The organism is Streptomyces sp. NPDC087270, assembly GCF_044744625.1.
Classification (GTDB): Bacteria; Actinomycetota; Actinomycetes; order Streptomycetales; family Streptomycetaceae; genus Actinacidiphila.
In genome coordinates, this window is record NZ_JBIUYR010000029.1 from 65,434 (window position 1) to 83,836 (window position 18,403).

The window sequence follows — 18,403 nt, forward strand, 5'->3', positions numbered from 1 at the left end:
GTGCCGGAACCCGAACCCGCCACCGCCACCCCCGACCACGACCCGAACGCGCAGGTACACCTCGGTGTCTTCTTCACCGGCGTGGGCCCGCAACTCATCTGGACCGACCCGGACTCCCCCTCGCACACCGCCATCGAGACATTCGTCGAGGTGGCCAAGCTGCTCGAACGCGGCCTGTTCGACGCCTTCTTCCTCGGCGAGGGACTACGCGTCCGGGAAAACCAGGGCCGGATCTTCGACCTCGACATCGCCGGACGCCCGGACGCCATCACCCAGTTGTCCGCGCTGGCCGGCGCGACCAGCCGGATCGGCCTGGTCGCCACCCAGAACACCACCTACAACTACCCGGCCGACCTCGCCCGGCGGCTGGCCAGCCTCGACCTGCTGTCCGGCGGCCGGGCCGGCTGGAACATCGTCACCACCGACAACGCCTGGACCGGCGCGAACTTCCGGCACGGCGGCTGGCTGGACCACGAGCGCCGCTACGAGCGGGCCACCGGCTTCGTCGAGGCCGCGAAAGCACTGTGGTCCGCGGCGGACAGCGGCCCGGACGAGTCCGGTACGGGCCGGCCCGTGGTCCGGGACACCGACCTGGTCAGGCTCCGGGCACACGCGACCGTGCCGGCCAGTCCGCAGGGCCGGCCGGTGCTCTTCCAGGCCGGTGACTCCGACGGCGGCCGCGAACTGGCCGCCGCCCACGCCGACGTGGTGTTCTCCGCCAACATCGCGTACGAGAAAGCGGTGGCCTACGCCGCCGACCTGCGTGCCCGGCTGCTCCGGCACGGCCGGCCGGCCGACGCGGTGCGCATCCTGCCCGGCGCGCAGGTGGTGGTCGGCGACACCCCGCAGGAGGCGGAGGACAAAGCCCGCTGGCTGCGGGAGGAGCAGGTGTCGCCGCCGCGGGCCATCGCCTTCCTGGAGCAGTACTGGGGCACCGACCTGTCGGCCTGGGACCCGCACGGGCCGCTGCCGGACATCGAGCCCAGCGCGGCGGAACTCGACCCGTCCCGGGGCACCATCGCGATCGAGGCCCGCACCGGGAAACTGGCCCAGATCCAGAAGTGGCGGGACCTGGCGGCCGAACGCGGCCTGTCGATCGTCCAGTTGGTACGGGAGGTATCGGCCCGCCGACCGCCCTTCGTCGGCACCGCCTCGCAGATCGCCGACGAGTGGACACACTACGTGCGCACCCGGGCGGCGGACGGCTTCAACATCGTGCCGCACCTCCTGCCGTCCTCACTGACCGACATCGTGGACAAGGTCGTGCCCGAACTGCAGGAGCGGGGCGCCTACCGCACCGCATACGAAGGCACGACACTGCGCGAGCACCTGGCACTGCCCCCGCTGTAGCGCCACGCCTTCGAAACCCGCGACAGCACACCGGTGAACGGCCCGCGGACACCCCCGGGCCGTTCACCGGCCCGACACAACGGCACGGCGACACAACGGCAGACGCCAGGCCCCGCCAGCACCGGACCCCCCCGCCCCCGCAGCCGGCCGCCCTGCGTTCCTCACCACCCGGACTCCCCCTCGGTCATCCACGCGACCACCCGCCGGACCCGGTTGGCCTGGGCGGCGGCCGGAGTGCCTCACCAGGTCACCGCTCTTGTGGACGCGCTCGTTGCCGCTGTCGGCACCGTCGCGGACGGGGTTGGTGACGAACGGTTCGGCGGTCGGGACGGGCTGGTTCAGGTATCCGGGCGGCGCCCACCCGATGTGCGGTTCCGCCGCACTGGTGCCGGTGCTCGTGCTGGAACCCGGCGCCCGTCATCGGCGGGGCTCCCCGGCGTGGCACCGCAGGGCGCGGGCACGCGGGCGGTTGACGGCCCGGGGCCCGGGCGGGGCCGCTCGTCTCACACCGCGCCGAACCCGTGCACGAGCGTGTCGACCACCGTGTCGGCGGCCTGAGCGGCGCTCAGCTCCGGCAGCCGTTCCGCGGCGAGCAGCATCAGCTGCGGCAGTACCAGACTCGCCCAGCCGCCCGGCAGATCGGAACGCAGCAACCCCTCGTCGACGGCGCGTGCGAGAAACGTGTCGACCTCCTGGACCGACCGGTCGCGCCGACGGCTGACCGCGTCCTCGGCCAGCATCCGGCTGAGGTCGACCGGCCACTTGCGGTTCACGCCGATGATGCCCTCGACGTAGCGGTGCAGCGCCACCGCGACGGGGGCCTCGCGCAGCCTGGCCGCCTCGATCGCCTGCTCGATGGCCTCCAGCCGGGATTCGTAGATCGCCGCGAGCAGTTCCTCGCGGGAGGTGAACCGCCGGTACACGGTACGCCGGTCGACCCCGGCCTCTGCCGCGATCGCGGCGATGCTCGCACCTGGATCGGTGGCGAGCATGCGCGCTCCGGTGGTCAGGACGGCTTCCAGATTGCGTACTGCGTCGGCTCTCACACGGCTCACCTTACGCCCCAACGAGGAATCTGATCCAACTAACGCCTCACTCTTGCGAACCAACAAGATGCAAGTGCTACAGTCGAGTGACAGATAACGAGGGATGCCTTCACCGACTGGAGTACCCCCATGATCATTTACGACCGCCTCTTCATCGCCGGCTCCTGGACCGAGCCGAGCGACCCGGAGCTGCTCGACATCCTGTCCCCGCACGACCGGGCGGTCCTGGGCCGCGCCGCGCAGGCCCAGCCGGCCGACGAGGACCGCGCGGTGGCCGCTGCCCGTACCGCCTTCGACGAGGGCTCCTGGCCCCGGAAGTCGCCGGTCGAGCGCATCGCGATCCTGCGCCGGCTCAACGCGCTGCGCGAGGAGAACGCCGAGAAGATCGCCACTCTGATGTCCGCCGAGAACGGCTCGGCCCGATGGTTCACGCGGGCCGGTCAGGCCGGGCTCACCCGGCAGGCCGACTCGTACCTCAAGGCCGCCGAGGAACTGGGCTGGGAGGAGATCGTGGCGCCCACCGACCCCGCCTCCACCGTGCGCAGCGTGGTGCGCCGCGAGCCGATCGGCGTGGTGGCCGCCGTCATCCCGTGGAACTCGCCGTTCTCCTCGGCGATGGCCAAGATCATCCCCGCGCTGCTGGCCGGCAACACGGTCGTTCTCAAGGTCTCTCCGGAGAACTCGCTGAGCATGGGCTTCCTTGCCGAGCTGCTACAGCAGGCCAAGGTGCCCGAGGGCGTGATCAGCGTGCTGCCGGCCGACCGGGAGACCAGCGAGTACCTGGTCTCGCACCGGGACGTGGACAAGATCGCGTTCACCGGCTCGACCGGGGCCGGCCGCCGGATCGCCTCGATCGCCGGACAGCAGCTCAAGCGGGTCAGCCTGGAGCTGGGCGGCAAGTCCGCCGCCGTCATCCTGCCCGACGCCGACGTGCACAAGGCAGTGCAGGGGCTGAAGTTCGCCTCCCTGCTCAACAACGGCGAGGCGTGCATCGCGCAGACCCGCGTCCTCGCGCCGCGCAGCCGGTACGAGGAGGTCGTCACCGCGCTCAAGGAACTCGTGGAATCGCTCAAGGTCGGCGACCCCGACGACCCCGACACGTTCATCGGCCCGATGGTCCGCCGCGACCAGCAGCAGCGCGTGCGGGACTACATCGAGCTCGGTATCAAGGAAGGCGCCCGCCTGGTCACCGGCGGTCCGCAGATACCGGCCGGCCTGGAGAACGGCTACTACGTGACGCCGACCGTGTTCGCCGACGTCGACAACTCGATGCGGATCGCGCAGGAGGAGATCTTCGGCCCGGTGCTGGTCGTCATCGGCTACGACGACGAGGACGACGCGGTGCGCATCGCCAACGACTCCGAGTTCGGCCTGTCCGGCGGCGTGTGGTCCGCGGACGAGGGGCACGCCCTCACCGTCGCCCGCCGCATCCGCACCGGCACGGTCACCGTCAACGGCGCCTCGATCGGCTACGACGGGCCCTTCGGCGGCTTCAAGGCCAGCGGGATCGGCCGCGAGTACGGCGTCGTCGGCCTGAACCAGTACATCGAGTACAAGACCGTCACCCTGTGACCGCCTCGTGAGGCCGGCCGACCCGGTCCCGCGCCCCCCTGAACTCCCCCACCCGAACCGCCCGGAAGGCACTTCCCATGCCTGGCACAGGACCACGGGAACCACCCCGTGGACCCGGCGTCACCGCCGCCATGAGCGCACTGATCCTGGCCGTGTTCCTCGCCTCCCTCGACTCCACCATCGTCTCCACCGCGCTGCCCCACATCGCCGAGGACCTGCGAGGGTTCGACAACATCGCGTGGGTCAGCGCCGCCTACCTGCTGGCCACCACCGCGGTCACCCCGCTGTGGGGCAAGCTCGGCGACATGTTCGGGCGCAAGCGCCTGTATCTCGCGTCGACCAGCCTGTTCCTCATCGCCTCCGTGGGCTGCGGCCTGGCCCAGGACCTGCCGCAGCTCATCGGTGCCCGGGCACTGCAGGGAGTCGGCGGCGGCGGCATGATCGTGCTGACCTTCGCGCTGGTCGGCGACATCGTCAGTCCCGGTGAACGGGGCCGCTACCAGGGCATGTTCGGGTCGGTGTACGGCGTCGCCGGCATCGTCGGCCCGCTGCTGGGCGGGGTCTTCACCGACCAGCTCTCCTGGCGGTGGGCGTTCCTGATCAATCTGCCGATCGGTGTGGTGACGCTCGCGATCGCCGGCCGGGTGCTGCCGGCCGCGACCAGGAAGACGGCGGCCCGCATCGACTGCCTCGGCGCGCTGCTGATGGCGGCGATCGCCACCGGGGTCGTGCTCGTCACCTCCTTCGGCCGGCGCTGGGGCTGGGGTTCGCCGTCGATCGTCGGCCTGATCCTCGCGACGGTCGTGCTCGCCTCGCTGGTAGTCCCGGTGGAGCGCCGCGCCGCCGCGCCCATCCTGCCGGTGCCGATGCTCACCTCCCGCACCGTGGTCCTCTCCTCGCTGATCGGTTTCGCCGCGAACGCCGCGATGTTCAGCGTCCTGCTCTACCTGCCGACCTACCTGCAGATCGTGCACGGGGTGTCGGCCACCTTGTCCGGCGTGCACATGCTGCCGCTGGTTCTGGGCCTGGTCGTCAGCCAGTCGCTGGCCGGACGCTGGTCCGCGCGGGTCGAACGGCTGCGGCTGATCCTGATCACCGGCATGGCCCTCAATGTCGCCGGGCTGCTCCTGCTGGGCACGCTGGGAACGGGAACCGGCACCGTGGTGCTCAGCCTGTACTTCGTGGTGACCGGTGTCGGCATGGGCATGGTGCCGATGGTGGTGCTGACCGCGGTGCAGAACAACGTGTCCCCGCAGGACATCGGAGCGGCGAGCGCCGTGGTCACCTTCGCCCGGTCGATCGGCGCCGCGTTCGGCGTCTCGATCTTCGGCAGCCTGCTGACAAGCGACTTCGCGCACCGGCTGCACGGCCTGCCGGTGACCGGCGGCCTCGACCCGGCCCGGCCGGACACGATCGCCGTGCTGCCGTCCGGCGTACGGCACGCCGCCCTGGAAGCGTTCGCCCGCGCCACCGGCACCGCCTTCCTGTGGCTGCTGCCGCTGGTCGCCGCCGGCACCCTGCTCACGTTCTTCCTCGCGTCCCACCGGGACACCGAGGACGGCGTGCCCGTAACCGGCGAAACCCTCCAGAGCGGTACGGACGAGGCACCGGTGGCCTGAACGGACGCCGACGGGCCGCACCGCTCACGGCTCCGCCTCCCTGAGCTGTTCCGCGACCGCACCGACCGGGTGCGGGCCCTGGCCATGGTGAAAGGGGAACGACCATGACGAAGAGGCAGCGCTCCCACGATGCGACGGGGGATGCCGGGCGGGCGTGGGACGCGGCGCTGACACGGGCCGCGCAGGGCGGCGACACCGCGGCCCTGGGAGTGCTGCTGGAGCGCCACCGCGCGGGTATGCGGGCGGTGGCGCTCAGCCTGCTGGGCCCCGGACCCGATGCTGACGACGTGATGCAGGACGCGGCTTTGGTCGCCCTGCGCCGGATCGTCGACGTCCAGGACCCCGAGGCCGTGGGCCCCTGGCTGCGGATGGTGGTGCGCAACGGCTGCCGGTCGCTGCTGCGCGCCTCGCGGCGCACTCTGCCGGTCGAGCAGGTGCTGCTGCCGTCCGACGACGCCACGCCCGACCAGGTTCTGGAGCGGCAGGCGCTGTGCGACTGGCTCCGGGATGCCGTCGAGCAGTTGCCGCCCGTGCTGCGGATGCCGGTCGTGCTGCGCTACTTCACCACCGGCGCCACCTCCTACCAGCAGATCGCCGACGCTTGCGCGATACCTGTCGGCACCGTCCGCAGCCGGCTGAGCCGCGCTCGGGCCGAACTCGCGCGGACCCTGGCAGCGACCGCGGCGTCGGCCCACGACGACTCCGCCCGGCGCACCGAGGCCGGTCGGCAGCAGGCGCACGAGGCTCTGGCCGCCACCGAGCGCGGTGACTTCCCGGCGCGGTGGTCGCCGACCGGTGGTCGCCCGAACTGGTGCTGCTGAGCGGTGGAGAGCGCCCCGGCGGGCGCTCGCTCGTGCCGGCGGGCCTCGACTCGACCTGCCCGCGGACGTCCGGCGGCGGCCGCCCGCCCCCCGGAAGCCGGCGCCGCGGCCGGCCGGCCCGATGCCTCGAAAGCCAGGACTGAGGCACGGTCATCATTCAGGCGAGGGGTCCAGCGATGGTTCTGAACAAGCCGGCCGGCGAGCCGGGCAGCGGAACCGGGGCGTGCCGCGGCGACGACGTGCCCGTGGTGGGCGCCGGCCCGGTCGGTCGGATCTCCGCTGCCACACAGATCCGAACGACCGACCCTGGTTCCCGCGATGCGCACGGCCGATCGCGCCCGGGCGCTCACCGAGGTGTTCCCGGCGTTCCCGGGGTTCTCGCGTTGTCGGCACCGCGGTGTGAGGGGCCCGCGGCGGTCAGGAGGGGCCGGCGGTGGTGACGTCCACCTCCGTGATGGCCGCGTCGGGGTGCCGCGCCCCCGTCAGGACCTGGTCCTGACGGGTGTCGCCGAGGAGGTAGCGGTCGAAGAAGGCGCCGAGGTACGTGACGGCGACGCGGCGCTGCTGCGCCTCGGTCAGCTCCCTGGCCGGCGCGGCATCCTCACGGTCGGTGCACTGCCCGGGGTGTCCCTCCACCGGCGTCGCGTCGTCGGAGGCGGCCACCTGACCGCTCTGCGGCGACCACTGCGTGTTGAAGTAGTTGTGGTTCGCCCCGTGGATCGCGAATCGGTAGAAGCCGCCCCGGTCTTCCTTGGCCGCGTCGGCCGCGAACGCGAACGCCTCGCCGCCGACCTGTCCGTCGCAGGTCCCCCGGAGGACGGCGAAGGGGGTCTTGGTGATCGTGTAGGCGGACATGTCCTCCGTCATCACGTTGTAGGCGGGCGCCACCGCCGCCACCGCCCTGACGTCGACGCCCTTGGGCCACTGCCCCCGGTGGCTGTCGGCCGCCAGCCAGGTGACCCCTGCCCCGGCCCGGGAATGCCCCATGATCCCCACGTCGCCCATGTCCACGTGGTGGGCGAAGCCGACGTCCCGCTGCGCTCCGGTGGCCGGGTCGACGAACGCGCCCGCGAGCGCACCCCCGCCCTTGGAGCTGAGCTCCTGCCACAGGCGCAGGTGCTGGTTGACGAGATCCGAACGCGCGGCGGCATTGTCATCGCCCCACACGGAGGAGGCGTTGACGCCGTTGGCGCCGATCGACACCACGACGAACCCCTGGGCGGCCAGGCTGCGGCCCAGGTAGTCGTATCCGGCATCGCTGGGCAGGGCGGGTGTGCCCGCCGCACACGGCCAGGCGAACAGCTTGGCGCTGGCGGCCTCGTACGCGGCGTCGTCCCCACTGCTCTCGGCGGCGGTGCGCGCGGCGTCCGCCGCCCGGTCGGCGCAGGTCTCGTGCCAGCCGTGCAGCATCACGATCAGCGGGTGCTGCCCCCTGCCCAGGTCGGCGGGGTAGTGCACCACCCCGGCCAGCTCGACCGGTTCACCGGTCTGTGGCAGGTGCCAGGCCTCGTTGCCCAGGTCGTAGCGGACCGTCCTGACGGCGCCGGACACATGCGCCGCGCTCAGCCCCGTCGCGTCGTGCGGTGCCGCGGCGCCGGCCGCGGGCGCGTACGTGAAGGCTGCCGCCGCGGCGGACAGCACCGCCGCCGACAGGCCCAGCGCGCGAGCCGAAGTCCGCCTGCGTTGGTGTCGTTTCATCGTTTCTCCCTCAGGTCCGCAGCGGGGTGGAACCTCCCGCTACTCCCTGACAGACGTGCGGGCCCGGCCGAGGTTGCGGGTCACGACGATCGAAGTCCCGCAGGCGGGAGCCGGGCGGGGTGCGCCGCGGCGTCACGCACGCACGCATGCACGGACGCGCGTAAGGATCGCGCGCGGGACTGCAACCTGCCGGTGCCCCAGACGTCCTTCCCAGTGGAGGGCACTCCCTGGAAGCCCTGAACCGCCCGATACGCTACAGATTGACGCCCATGACAGAAATGACCCGCGGGGAAACCGTCCACGCCAGTACTCCGACGTCCCCACGGCGCCGCCGACCGGACGGCAGCCGGCGCCCACGGCGCCAGGACGTCGCCATCCCGCCCGCGGGAACAGGGTGTTGATGGCTGCCGTCCCCGCCTGGGAAGGTGCTTTCCGCCGTACCCCGTGGCGATGGCTGCTGGCCCGGCTCTCCCAGGACCGCGACACGTCGGACCTCAGGAGCCGGCCGTCCGGCACGGCGGCGGAGGAGATCGACGCGCTGTACCGTCACCGCAGGCTCGAACTCGTGCGCCTGGCCGTCCTCCTGGTCGACGACATCCCCACGGCCGAGGACGTCGTCCAGGAAGCCTTCGCGGCCGTGTACCGACGTCACGGCGACACGCTCGACGACCTCGCCGACCCCGAGGCCTACATACGGCGCAGCGTGGTCAACACCTCCCGGGACGTGCTGCGCAGGAGGCGCACCGTGCGCGCCTACATCCCCCCGCGCGTCATGCCCGCACCGCCGCCGGAGGAGGAGGTGCTCCTCAGGGAGGAGCACCAGGAGGTGCTGCGGGCGCTGAGGTTGCTCACCGTGCGCCAGCGGGAGGTCCTCGTCCTCAGGTACTGGTCGAACCTGTCCGAAGCGGATATCGCGGCGACCCTGGGCCTGTCCCAGGGCGCGGTGAAGTCCACGGCGAGCCGAGCGCTCACGGCTCTGGCCGGAAGACTCAAGGAGATGTCGTGACCGCCGTCGAGGACCGCCTTCGCGCCGCACTGCACGCCCGGGCCGACCAGGTCACCGCGCTCCGCCCGACCTTCCGGCCATCGACCCGCACACGGACGGTCGCCCACCCCGGGCTGCGCAAGGCCGCGGTGGTCCTCCTGGCCGCGGCGGTGACGGCCGTCCTCCTCGTGCTGCCACGGCTCCTCTCGCACGGCGCCCCGTCGGCTCCCGCCGACACATCCCCACCGGCCGGCCCGAGCAGCAGCGCGCCGCCTTCACCCGCGTGGCCTCCGCCGGACGAGGCGCCCCGACCTGTCGCACCGTAGAGCAGCCCAAGTCGCAGCCGGGCCCGAGGGTCGCGGGCCCCGTTCGGGCGCCCCGGCCTCGGGCCCGCCCCGTGCGGGCCCGAGGCCCGGCTGCCGCGGACGGTGTCCGCTCCGGCTCGCTCCCGCCGCGCGCGACTCACCGTCAACTGACTGATGTGGGCGGCCGCGCCAGAGGCGACAGTGATGAACCGTCGGCCTCGCGGCGCGGCGGTCGGAGCAGACGGCCGGGCGGAGGCGGACGCTTTGCACAAGGTCGCCTGCTGGGCGGGCCGGCCACCGATACACACGGGACACAGAGGGTTTTCACATGATCGACAGGCGTACCTTCGGCAAGGCCATCGGCGTGGGCACCGGCGCGGCGGCCATGGCCGTGACCGGTCTTGGCACCGCGAATGCCGCCGGCAGCGGTGCGGCCGCCCAGCGCGGCAGCAGCACGAAGGGCACGGGCATCCCCGCCTCCACCGTGCCCCCGGTCGTTCCCGGCACCCACACCGCCTTCCCCGCCGTCAAGCAGGTCAAGGCGGGCCTGCTGGACGTCGGCTACGCGGAACTCGGCCCGTCGCACGGCCCGGTGGTCCTGCTGCTGCACGGCTGGCCCTACGACATCCACAGCTTCGTCGACGTCGCCCCGGCGCTGTCCCGGCTCGGCTACCGGGTGCTCGTCCCCTACCTGCGTGGCCACGGCAGCACCACGTTCCTGTCCCCCCGGACGCCGCGCACCGCGGAGCAGTCCGCGGTGGCGCTGGACATCATCGCGTTCATGGACGCCCTGCGCATCGACCGGGCCGTACTCGCCGGCTTCGACTGGGGTTCGCGCACCGCCGACATCATCTCCGCCCTGTGGCCGGAGCGGGTCAAGGCGCTGGTGTCCACCAGCGGCTACGTCATCACCGACGTCGAGGCGCAGAAGAGCCCGGCGGCGGCGGCCGTCGAGCACAACTGGTGGTACCAGTGGTACTTCTCGACTGACCGCGGCAAGCAGGCCATGGAGAACGCCGACGAGTGCAAGGCCCTGTGCCGCCTGGTGTGGCAGATCGTCTCCCCCAACTGGAACTTCGACGACGCCACCTTCGAGCGCACCGCGCAGGCGTTCACCAACCCCGACTACGCCGCCACCGTGCTGTTCAACTACCGCTGGCGTATCGGGCTGGTGGAGACCGACCCGCGCTACGTCCGCTACGAGAAGCTGCTGGCCGCCGCTCCCAAGATCGGCGTCCCCACCATCACCCTCGACCCGGCGCTGGACCCCTTCACCCCGGCCGGCGACGGCGCGAACTACCGGACGTACTTCACCGGCGCGTACGACCACCGCACGATCCAGAACATCGGCCACAACCTCCCGCAGGAGGCGCCGACCGTGTTCGCCCAGGCCGTCGTCGACGCCGACCACCTCTGACTCCCACCCGCGACAGCCGTCCCCGCGCGCAGCCGCCGGCCGACGTCATCGTGCCGGACCCGTGGGCAGCGCTGCTGGACCGCTGAGACGGAGCCGGTACGACGGCCCCCACCACCGCCCCGACGGGCGACGCCGCCCCACCCGGGGCCGTCGCCCGTCGGGGCGGTCCGTGGCGTCACGGCAGCTCGAAACCCAGCGCCCGGGCGGCCGCCTCGGGGGTGGGCTGCGACCAGTGCTCGGCCACGGCCTCGTTGGTGGACAGCGACCGCGACAGGGCCGAGTCGAGGTAGAGGACGCCGCCGAGGTGGTCGGTCTCGTGCTGCACGATACGTGCCGGCCAGCCGCTGAACACCTCGTCAACGGACCGGCCGTGCTCGTCCTGTGCCCGCAACCGCACGCGCCGGTGCCGGGCCACCACCGCCTGCCACCCGGGCACGCTCAGACAGCCCTCGAAGAACGCGGCTCGGGCGTCGCCCTCGGGTTCGTAGGCGGGATTGACCAGCACCCGGAAGGGCAGCGGGGTGCGTTCGCGCGCCTCCAGCGCCTCCGGCGAGCCCGGCGCCGGATCTTCCACCACCGCGATGCTCAACGGGATGCCGACCTGCGTCGCGGCCAGTCCGACGCCCGGGGCCGCGTGCATCGTCTCGCGCAGCGCGGCCACGAACCGGTCGAGCTGCGCGTCGTCGAGCTGGCCGTCGTACGGCTCGGCGACGCCGCGCAGGACGGCCTCGCCCGCGGCGACGATGGGCAACGGTCCGCCGGCTGCCAGGAGTTCCTCCACCCGGTCGGGCAGGGACATGTGTGTCGCGGAAGCAGTCATGCGGGTCAGCATGCCAGCCGGGCGGGCCCGGGTGTGCCGGGGGCGCGCGGCAGGGCACCGTACGCGCGCGGGCGGACCGTACGAGCGCGTCGCGTGCACAACTGCCCGCGGGCGCGGGCCCGTGCGCAACGGTGCCCGCGTGGCCGGCCGCACACCCCCAGACCTCAGTCATCTGACGTACGAAGTTCCCAGCACCCCTCCCCGACCTGCTCCGCCCCCGGTCGGCGGCGTGTGCGGAGGCCGCCCGGTCCCGCTGCCTTCCGACGCGAACCTTCAGTCATTCGACTCTGGCCGCCGTCGCGCTGCCTGAACGATGCTGAAGCGGTCGCCCCTGTACCGGTGCCGGGTGATCGGCATGCTCGGAGGAACCCAACCGTGGACCGTACTCCCGTCGTCTTCATCCACGGCGCGTGGCTGCACACGCTCGCCTGGGAGTCGTGGGTGGAGCGCTTCGCCGGCCGGGGGTTCCTCGCCTTCGCCCCCGGCTGGCCGGGGGAGCAACCCGAACTCCGGGACGTGCGCCGGGACCCCGAAGAGTTCGGCGACATCGGTCTGGACGCGCTGACGGACCACTACGCCCGGTTCATGCGGTCGTTGGACGTCCCGCCGGTCATCATCGGCCACTCGGTCGGCGGGCTCGTCGCCCAGCACCTCCTCGGTGCCGGCCTGGGCCGAGCCGCGGTGGCGATCGCCCCCGCCCCGGTCGACGACGTCCCGCTGCCCGCCACCCCGGACCGGTGGTGGACCCCTGACGGCGCGGACGGCGACCACCGGCTGGTGTCACTGTCCGCGCGAGGGTTCCACCAGGTCTTCGCCAACACCGCGGGGGCGCGGGAGTCCGACGCACTCTTCGATCGGTACGTGGTGCCGGCCCCGAGGCGGCTTCTCGCCGACCTCGGGTGCGCGGGCACGGCGCGCAGCTCCCGTGCGGTGGTGGACGTCGCCAACGCGCGGCGCGGGCCGCTGCTGCTGATCTCCGGGCAGGAGGACCTGCTGGTGCCCGACGTCGTGACCCGCGCGGCCTACCTACGGTACGGCGACTCCACCGCGCTGACCGACCTGAAGCAGTTCGCGGACCGCGCCCACTCGCTGACCATCGACAGCGGATGGCGCTTCGTCGCCGACTACGTGCTCGGCTGGCTCCACGAACGCGGCATCCGGCCCCGTCCCGCGCAGGGCTGAGCGCACCGTGACCGACGTGGTGGTGGCTGCTGAGCCGGCGGCAGGACACCTGTTCGCGGAAGGACGCTCGCCCTGCCTCGGGTCACACGTTCTGGTCGCTGGGGAACCTGCCCAGCGCGTCGCGCAGCGCGGCACGCGAGGTGATGCCGAGTTTGGGGAACACCCGGTACAGATGAGAGCTGACCGTGCGCGGCGACAGGTGCATGCGCTCGCCGATCTCCTTGTTGGTCAGGCCCCTTGCGGCCAGGTCGGCGATCCGCTGTTCCTGCCATGTCAGTGCCGCCACGGGCGCCGAGGAGGAGGGCCCGGCCGTACCGGTGGCCCGGAGTTCCGCCCGGGCCCGCTCCGCCCAGGGGGGCGCGCCGAGCCGTTCGAAGGTCTCCGCGGCCAGGGTCAGGGAGGGCCGTGCGGCCTTGCGGCCCTGGGTGTGGCGCAGGCGGATGCCGTGGGCGAGGCGGATGCGCGCGTGCTCGAAGGGGAACATCGCGGCGGCCGGATGGGTTTCGGCGCGGTCGTACATGGCGTCGGCCTCGGCGGGGTCCTCGGCGGTCATGGCGAGGGCGCCGTACGTGATCAGGGCGAGGCGGGGGGAGATGTCGGGCAGGTTGGCGTCGCGTGCCGCGAGGGCGTGGGCGCGGGCCCGTTCGGAGCGACCGGTGTGCAGGGCCGCCTCGACGAGGTCGAGGAGGCCACGGGATGCCTGGTGGGCGTACGGGGTGAAGGTGCCGGGGGGTGTGAGGCCGATGGCGTGGAGGTAGGCGGACTCGTAGTCGCCTTCGCTGAGGGCGGCGGCGGTGCCGGTGGCGTCGGCGATCTGGGCGAGGAAGCCGACGCCGCGGGGGCGTGCCCAGGCATCGACCAGGGCCTGCAGTTCCCGGGCGCGTTCGACATCTCCGCGCAGAGCGGCGAGCAGGCCCAGGTACGCCTGCGTGTGGTGGACGAACAGGGAGTGCTGGTGGGTCGTGGTCAGCTCCAGACAGCGCTGCCCGGTGCGCTCGGCCTCGGCCCACTCGCCGACCGCGATCTGGTCGAGCATGATCAGGTTCAGCATGGTCATGGCGTCGGCAACGGCCCCCGTCTCGACCTCGCGGTCCACGGTGCGCTGCAGGTGCGGCCGGTACCGGCTGAGGGTGTCCACGTGGTACGCGGCGACACACAGACGGGTGACGTCCCACGGCTCGAGGCCTTGGGGGTCGGCGAAGGCGCGTTCCACCCGCTCGTGCAGGCCGGCGCCGCGCCGCACCACATCGCCCCAGGCGTCCTCGTAGATGCGGGTGAGCGGGGGCACCAGGTGGCCCACGTCGCCCAGTATCCGGTGAGTCCGCTCCCAGGCGGCTTCGTCGCCGGCGTACTGGTTGACGACCAGCAGCAGGTCGACCAGGCGTGTGAACACCTCGTCCGGCTCCCGCAGCCCGGCGTCGTGCATGCTCTCGACCGCCGCGCAGACCTGGCGCTGCGTGGACCGTACGTCCCCGTCCCCGAAGAGTGCCGCATAGCCGGCCGCGAGTGCCGAGGCCGGCGAGTCGTTCGCGCCGGGGCCGCCACCGGTGCCGGCCAGTTGCTGCGCGTGCTCCAACTGGCCGGAGTGGCCGGCGATGTAGGCCGCGTTTCCCAGCCTCCTGTGCCGTTCCTCGGAGCTCTCGCTGAGTTCCGCGGCCCGGGTCAGCCAGCCCACGGCGGCCAGCGCGCCGCCGCGCAGGGTGGCGGAGTCCGCGGCCGCCTCCAGGGTGGCCGCGACCTGCTCGTCCGGGTCGATCGTCGAGGCCGCCAGGTGGGTGGCCCGGCGTTCCAGGTCCTCGCGGTGCAGGTCCGCGAGCACGGCGTGGGCCGCGCGCCGCTGGTTGGGGGTGGCCATCTGCACGACCGTCGAGCGCACCAGGGGGTGCCGGAAGACGAAGTCCCCGCTGAGCGGGTCGACGTTCAGCAGGCCGCGGGCCGCGGCCTCGTCGGCGTCCCTCATCCGGTAGCGCGTACCGCGGGTGCGGTCGGCGGCCGTGCCCGCGCCGACGCCGTCCAGCGCGCCGCGCAGCAACTCCGCGCGCACGGGCGCGTCGAGGGACTCGATGCGCGCCCCGTACACCTGGTGCAGGCGCTGGGGCAGAGGTATGCCGGTGTAGCCGGATATGTTTCCGCCGGCTCGCTCGGCCCGGGCAGCGGAGACATGCGGCGGCAGTTCCAGCAGCGCCAGCGGGTTCCCCCTGGCCTCGTCCAGGACCAGCCGGCGGACCCGGGGCTCCAGCCCGACGTGGCGGGTGTCCAGGAGTTCCTCGGCGGCCGCCTCCGGCAGCGCCGCCACCGGCAGTTCGGGCAGTGCGGCCGTGTCGAAGCCCGAGGACACGCCGGCGCGCAGGCCGACGAGGAGCTTCACCGCACTGCCGGTCAGCCGGCGTCCCACGAAACCGCACACCTCGGTGCTGGCGGCATCGAGCCACTGGCCGTCGTCGAGCACCAGCACGAGGGGCTCGTGCGACGCGGCGAGGGACAGGAGGTCCAGGACGGCAATGCCGAGCGTCATGACCGACGGCGGCGTGCTCCCGCCCCTGCCGAAGACGACGTCGAAGACCCTCTGCTGGACCTGGTCCAGCTGGTCGATGGAGGGCAGCAGCGGATACAGGAACTGGTGCAGGCCGGCGAACGGCAGCTCCGACTCGGCCTCGACGCCGGCCGCCCGGATCACGCGGTGGCCCTGCTCCGCCGCGAGTTCGGCCGCGTGGTCCAGCAGAGCGCTCTTGCCCACGCCCGCGTCGCCCCGCAGCACGAGGACGCGCCCGCTGGAGGCCGCCGTGAACTCCGACAGCACCTCCCGTTCGGCCGCTCGGCCGAGCATCGCCCCGATCGATCCCACCGCCCCCACTCCCTTCACCCCTGGACACGCCGGACCGGAACGCTGCCGCGCTGGTACGGAACGGAACGCGCAAGGTCCAGGGGTACGTTGCCGTACCTCTTCGCCGCGGCGGTGTCGTCCATTTCCGTCGAGCGCCTCTACGGGCTGGTCGGGGGCGTGTTCTGGAAGCCGCGCCCGCCATGGGCCCTCCTACGTGTTTCCCGGCCCGGGGAGGAGCGGCTGTGCTCGCAACGCGGCGCCGTGCCTTCCACTCCCCCGTGGAGGGCAGACTGGAGGGCGGCGGCATCCGCGCCACCAGTATGACCGACAGGTGACGCCGGTCTCGTGCCCATGTGTCTTCTGCTCCGAGACACGTGTCACACTGGGCGCGGGACGGTGCGGGGCGGTGCGGGACGGCGCCCAGGGCGGTGCGGGACGGTGCGGGCAGCAGGGGTCACCGGGCGCCGCCTTCCGCCCGGACCGGGCGGGTGAGGGTTCAGCAAAGATGTCGCGGTCAGGGACGGGGTATGAACGGAACGCCGCAGGACACCGGGCCGGCGCTGGACGCGGCCTTGACCCGCGCCGCGCAGGCGGGCGACGTGTCGGCCCTGGCCCTCCTGCTGGAACGGCACCGGCCCGGGATGCGGGCCGTGGCGGTCAGCCTGCTGGGGCCGGGCCCGGACGTGGAGGACGTCATGCAGGACGCGGCACTCGTGGCGCTGCGGCGCATCGTGGACGTCCGCGATCCGGAGGCCGTGGGACCGTGGTTGCGGATGGTCGTGCGCAATGGCTGCCGGACCCTGCAGCGGGCGGCCCGAAGGGTCGAGCCGGTCGCGCAGGTGCCGCTGCCGCCGGACCTCGGCACACCCGAACAGGTCCTGCACGACCACGCGTTGCGGGACTGGGTGTGGGAAGCCGTCGAGACGCTGACGCCGACCCTGCGCCTTCCGGTGGTCCTGCGCTACTTCTCCACCGGGATCACCTCCTACCAGCAGATAGCCGGGGCCTGCGCGATTCCGGTCGGCACCGTGCGCAGCCGGCTGAACCAGGCGCGCAGCGCTCTGGCGCGTGCCCTGACCGCCACCGCGGCCGGGGCGCACAGCGACACGCTGCGCCGTACGCAGGCGAGTTGGCAGGAAGCCCGGGACACGCTCGCCGCCGCCGAACGCGGCGAGTTCGGCCGGGTGGTCAAGGACCGCTACTCCCGTGATGTCTCCCTGCTGGCCGGGGGGAGGCGGCTGGGCGGCGCCGAGCTGCTGCTGGCGGGCATGGACCTCGACCTCTCGGCGGGCGTGCACCAGCGCCCCCTGCATGTGGCGGCCGGCCGCTCCCTGGTGGTGTGGGAGATGGAACTCCTCAGCCCGCCGGACGACCCGGACCACTGCCCGCCCGGGGTCGCCTGGATCATGACGGTGGAGGCGGGCCGCTTCGAGCGGGTCTCCCTCCACCACGCGACGCGCCCGCGGACCGGGCCACTGCCCGGCGCGGCCTGAGGCCCGCCCCGCGGGCCCGGCCCCTGGCGACGTGACCCAGATCACACCCCGGCGGTCGAACTCCGCGGTCCCCACTCCGTCATGTCGGTGTCAGTGGCACCTTTCACCGTACGGAGACCGCGATGAGCGACCGTTTTCCCTCCCACCCCGACGACACCCCGGCGTCCGGCACCGGCCCCCTCTCCCCCGGTACCCACGCCTACACGCTGGGCGGGGTGGTCCAGCGCTACCACGTCCACGGCAACGGCCCGGTGTGCGTGGTCCACTCCGGCGGCCCGGGCATCGACTGGGAGTACCTGCGCATGCCCGCCCTTGAGGAGCACCTGACCATGGTGTACGTCGAGCCCGTCGGCACCGCCCGGGACAGCCGGCTGCCCACGCACCCGCACGGGTACACCCGGGAGCGGTACAGCAGCTTCCTTGAGGTGCTGGTCAACCGGCTCGGCGTGCCCGAGGTGCACCTGCTGGGACATTCGCACGGCGCTTTCGTGGCCGCCTACCACGCCATGCACCGCCCCGAACGCGTCGCGGGCGTGGTGCTGTACGAGGGTGCGCCGGTCACGGGTCCGGAGCACGGCGCGGAGGCGGCCCGCATGGTCGAGGCGTTCGCCGCGCGGCACGCCGACCATCCGGGGCTGCCGGGGGTGCTGGCCGCGTTCGCCGCCATGCCCGCCATGTCCACCGACGAGCAGACCACGGCGGTGGCCCGGGGCGTACTGCCCTCCTACTTCGCCGACTACTGGGGCGAGGAGGAACGGCTGGCCCCGTTCCGGAACGCCGTGCGGGCCACGTACATCTCCGGGCTGGACGAGGACCTCGCACCCGATGTGGTCGACGACCGGGTCGCGCTGAAGGGACTGACCGTCCCCGCGCTGGTGGTCGTCGGCCGGCATGACGTGATCTGCGGAGTCCGCTGGGCGCGGGAACTCGATGAACTGATCCCCGACTCGCGCCTGCTGGTGCTGGAGAACAGCGGTCATATGGGGCACCTGGAGGAGCCCGGACGCTTCGCGGAGGGGGTGCGCCGCTTCGTGCTGCGGACCGGTGCGGAGCCGGCGGCACGCTGACTCGGGTCACACGGGCCGCCCCCTTCGACGCGCTCGTACCAGGCGGGTCCGCGGGGGCTTTCCGTGGCGGCAGTCAGGCGGGCAGGCGGGCCAGCCTGCCCGCGAATTCCGTCACAAGCCGTGCCGGGCCGGTGCGTTGGCCGTCAACTGACCGATGTGCCGGGGGCGCCGTGGGGCGGCGGCCCCGGGCGGCCTTCGGGATCG

Annotated in this window: 13 protein-coding genes and 1 pseudogene; 10 read left to right on the forward strand and 4 right to left on the reverse strand. The window is 72.9% G+C overall.

Annotated features, from left to right (window positions below):
- Complete coding sequence (locus ACIPAE_RS37430; RefSeq protein WP_366414619.1) at positions 1-1,350, forward strand: NtaA/DmoA family FMN-dependent monooxygenase; 1,350 nt, start codon at positions 1-3, stop codon at positions 1,348-1,350.
- 503 nt (positions 1,351-1,853) lie between these two features.
- Here ACIPAE_RS37430 and ACIPAE_RS37435 read toward each other — a convergent pair.
- Positions 1,854-2,342, reverse strand: coding sequence for a TetR/AcrR family transcriptional regulator (locus tag ACIPAE_RS37435; protein WP_402451674.1), 489 nt, complete (start codon positions 2,340-2,342; stop codon positions 1,854-1,856).
- Positions 2,343-2,525: 183 nt separating this feature from the next.
- Here ACIPAE_RS37435 and ACIPAE_RS37440 point away from each other — a divergent pair, with 183 nt between their 5' ends.
- The 3 genes and pseudogenes from ACIPAE_RS37440 to ACIPAE_RS37450 all read left to right on the forward strand — a co-directional run.
- Positions 2,526-3,968 carry an aldehyde dehydrogenase gene (locus tag ACIPAE_RS37440; RefSeq protein ID WP_402451617.1) on the forward strand — a complete coding sequence of 481 codons (1,443 nt, stop codon included), beginning with the start codon at positions 2,526-2,528 and terminating at the stop codon, positions 3,966-3,968.
- A gap of 131 nt (positions 3,969-4,099) precedes the next feature.
- The gene (locus tag ACIPAE_RS37445; protein WP_402451619.1) at positions 4,100-5,587 is read left to right on the forward strand and encodes an MDR family MFS transporter; all 1,488 of its coding nucleotides are present in this window, start codon (positions 4,100-4,102) and stop codon (positions 5,585-5,587) included.
- Between the two features lie 104 nt (positions 5,588-5,691).
- Positions 5,692-6,330, forward strand: a pseudogene (locus ACIPAE_RS37450) (RNA polymerase sigma factor); the annotation flags it as partial.
- 495 nt (positions 6,331-6,825) lie between these two features.
- Here the strand turns inward: ACIPAE_RS37450 and ACIPAE_RS37455 are convergent.
- Positions 6,826-8,106: an alpha/beta hydrolase gene (locus ACIPAE_RS37455; RefSeq protein ID WP_402451622.1), complete on the reverse strand. Its 1,281-nt coding sequence runs from the start codon at positions 8,104-8,106 to the stop codon at positions 6,826-6,828.
- 400 nt (positions 8,107-8,506) lie between these two features.
- Here ACIPAE_RS37455 and ACIPAE_RS37460 point away from each other — a divergent pair, with 400 nt between their 5' ends.
- The 3 genes from ACIPAE_RS37460 to ACIPAE_RS37470 all read left to right on the forward strand — a co-directional run bounded on the left by ACIPAE_RS37460 (position 8,507) and on the right by ACIPAE_RS37470 (position 10,813).
- Positions 8,507-9,112, forward strand: a complete 606-nt coding sequence (locus tag ACIPAE_RS37460; RefSeq protein WP_402451624.1) for a SigE family RNA polymerase sigma factor — start codon at positions 8,507-8,509, stop codon at positions 9,110-9,112.
- Entirely contained in the window at positions 9,109-9,417 is a 309-nt protein-coding gene (locus ACIPAE_RS37465; protein WP_402451625.1) for a hypothetical protein, read from the forward strand. The genes ACIPAE_RS37460 and ACIPAE_RS37465 overlap by 4 nt, the downstream gene beginning before the upstream one ends.
- A 307-nt stretch (positions 9,418-9,724) precedes the next feature.
- Complete coding sequence (locus tag ACIPAE_RS37470) at positions 9,725-10,813, forward strand: alpha/beta fold hydrolase (protein WP_402451627.1); 1,089 nt, start codon at positions 9,725-9,727, stop codon at positions 10,811-10,813.
- Between the two features lie 175 nt (positions 10,814-10,988).
- Here ACIPAE_RS37470 and ACIPAE_RS37475 read toward each other — a convergent pair whose 3' ends face one another.
- The gene (locus ACIPAE_RS37475) at positions 10,989-11,633 is read right to left on the reverse strand and encodes a peptide deformylase (protein ID WP_366412632.1); all 645 of its coding nucleotides are present in this window, start codon (positions 11,631-11,633) and stop codon (positions 10,989-10,991) included.
- A 375-nt stretch (positions 11,634-12,008) separates the two neighbouring features.
- Between ACIPAE_RS37475 and ACIPAE_RS37480 the strand changes: the two genes are divergently transcribed.
- A complete protein-coding gene (locus ACIPAE_RS37480; RefSeq protein ID WP_402451631.1) occupies positions 12,009-12,815 on the forward strand; it encodes an alpha/beta hydrolase in 807 nt (268 codons plus the stop codon).
- Positions 12,816-12,897: 82 nt separating this feature from the next.
- Here ACIPAE_RS37480 and ACIPAE_RS37485 read toward each other — a convergent pair whose 3' ends face one another.
- On the reverse strand, positions 12,898-15,642 hold the full coding sequence (locus tag ACIPAE_RS37485; RefSeq protein ID WP_402451677.1) for an AAA family ATPase: 2,745 nt from the start codon (positions 15,640-15,642) through the stop codon (positions 12,898-12,900).
- Positions 15,643-16,166: 524 nt separating this feature from the next.
- On the opposite strand from ACIPAE_RS37485, the gene ACIPAE_RS37490 reads away from it, so the two are divergent.
- Both ACIPAE_RS37490 and ACIPAE_RS37495 read left to right on the forward strand, forming a co-directional pair.
- Positions 16,167-17,132 carry an RNA polymerase sigma factor gene (locus tag ACIPAE_RS37490; protein WP_402451633.1) on the forward strand — a complete coding sequence of 322 codons (966 nt, stop codon included), beginning with the start codon at positions 16,167-16,169 and terminating at the stop codon, positions 17,130-17,132.
- Between the two features lie 122 nt (positions 17,133-17,254).
- A complete protein-coding gene (locus tag ACIPAE_RS37495) occupies positions 17,255-18,199 on the forward strand; it encodes an alpha/beta hydrolase (RefSeq protein ID WP_366412635.1) in 945 nt (314 codons plus the stop codon).
- Positions 18,200-18,403: the final 204 nt, after the last annotated feature.

Bases quoted from the DNA above. Each gene is read 5' to 3' on its own strand.
- ACIPAE_RS37440 (WP_402451617.1), top strand. From the start codon at position 2,526: ATGATCATTTACGACCGCCTCTTCATCGCCGGCTCCTGGACCGAGCCG.
- ACIPAE_RS37485 (WP_402451677.1), bottom strand. From the start codon at position 15,642: ATGCTCGGCCGAGCGGCCGAACGGGAGGTGCTGTCGGAGTTCACGGCG.
- ACIPAE_RS37475 (WP_366412632.1), bottom strand. From the start codon at position 11,633: ATGACTGCTTCCGCGACACACATGTCCCTGCCCGACCGGGTGGAGGAA.
- ACIPAE_RS37435 (WP_402451674.1), bottom strand. From the start codon at position 2,342: ATGCTCGCCACCGATCCAGGTGCGAGCATCGCCGCGATCGCGGCAGAG.
- ACIPAE_RS37455 (WP_402451622.1), bottom strand. From the start codon at position 8,106: ATGAAACGACACCAACGCAGGCGGACTTCGGCTCGCGCGCTGGGCCTG.
- ACIPAE_RS37470 (WP_402451627.1), top strand. From the start codon at position 9,725: ATGATCGACAGGCGTACCTTCGGCAAGGCCATCGGCGTGGGCACCGGC.
- ACIPAE_RS37490 (WP_402451633.1), top strand. From the start codon at position 16,167: ATGAACGGAACGCCGCAGGACACCGGGCCGGCGCTGGACGCGGCCTTG.
- ACIPAE_RS37460 (WP_402451624.1), top strand. From the start codon at position 8,507: ATGGCTGCCGTCCCCGCCTGGGAAGGTGCTTTCCGCCGTACCCCGTGG.
- ACIPAE_RS37495 (WP_366412635.1), top strand. From the start codon at position 17,255: ATGAGCGACCGTTTTCCCTCCCACCCCGACGACACCCCGGCGTCCGGC.
- ACIPAE_RS37445 (WP_402451619.1), top strand. From the start codon at position 4,100: ATGAGCGCACTGATCCTGGCCGTGTTCCTCGCCTCCCTCGACTCCACC.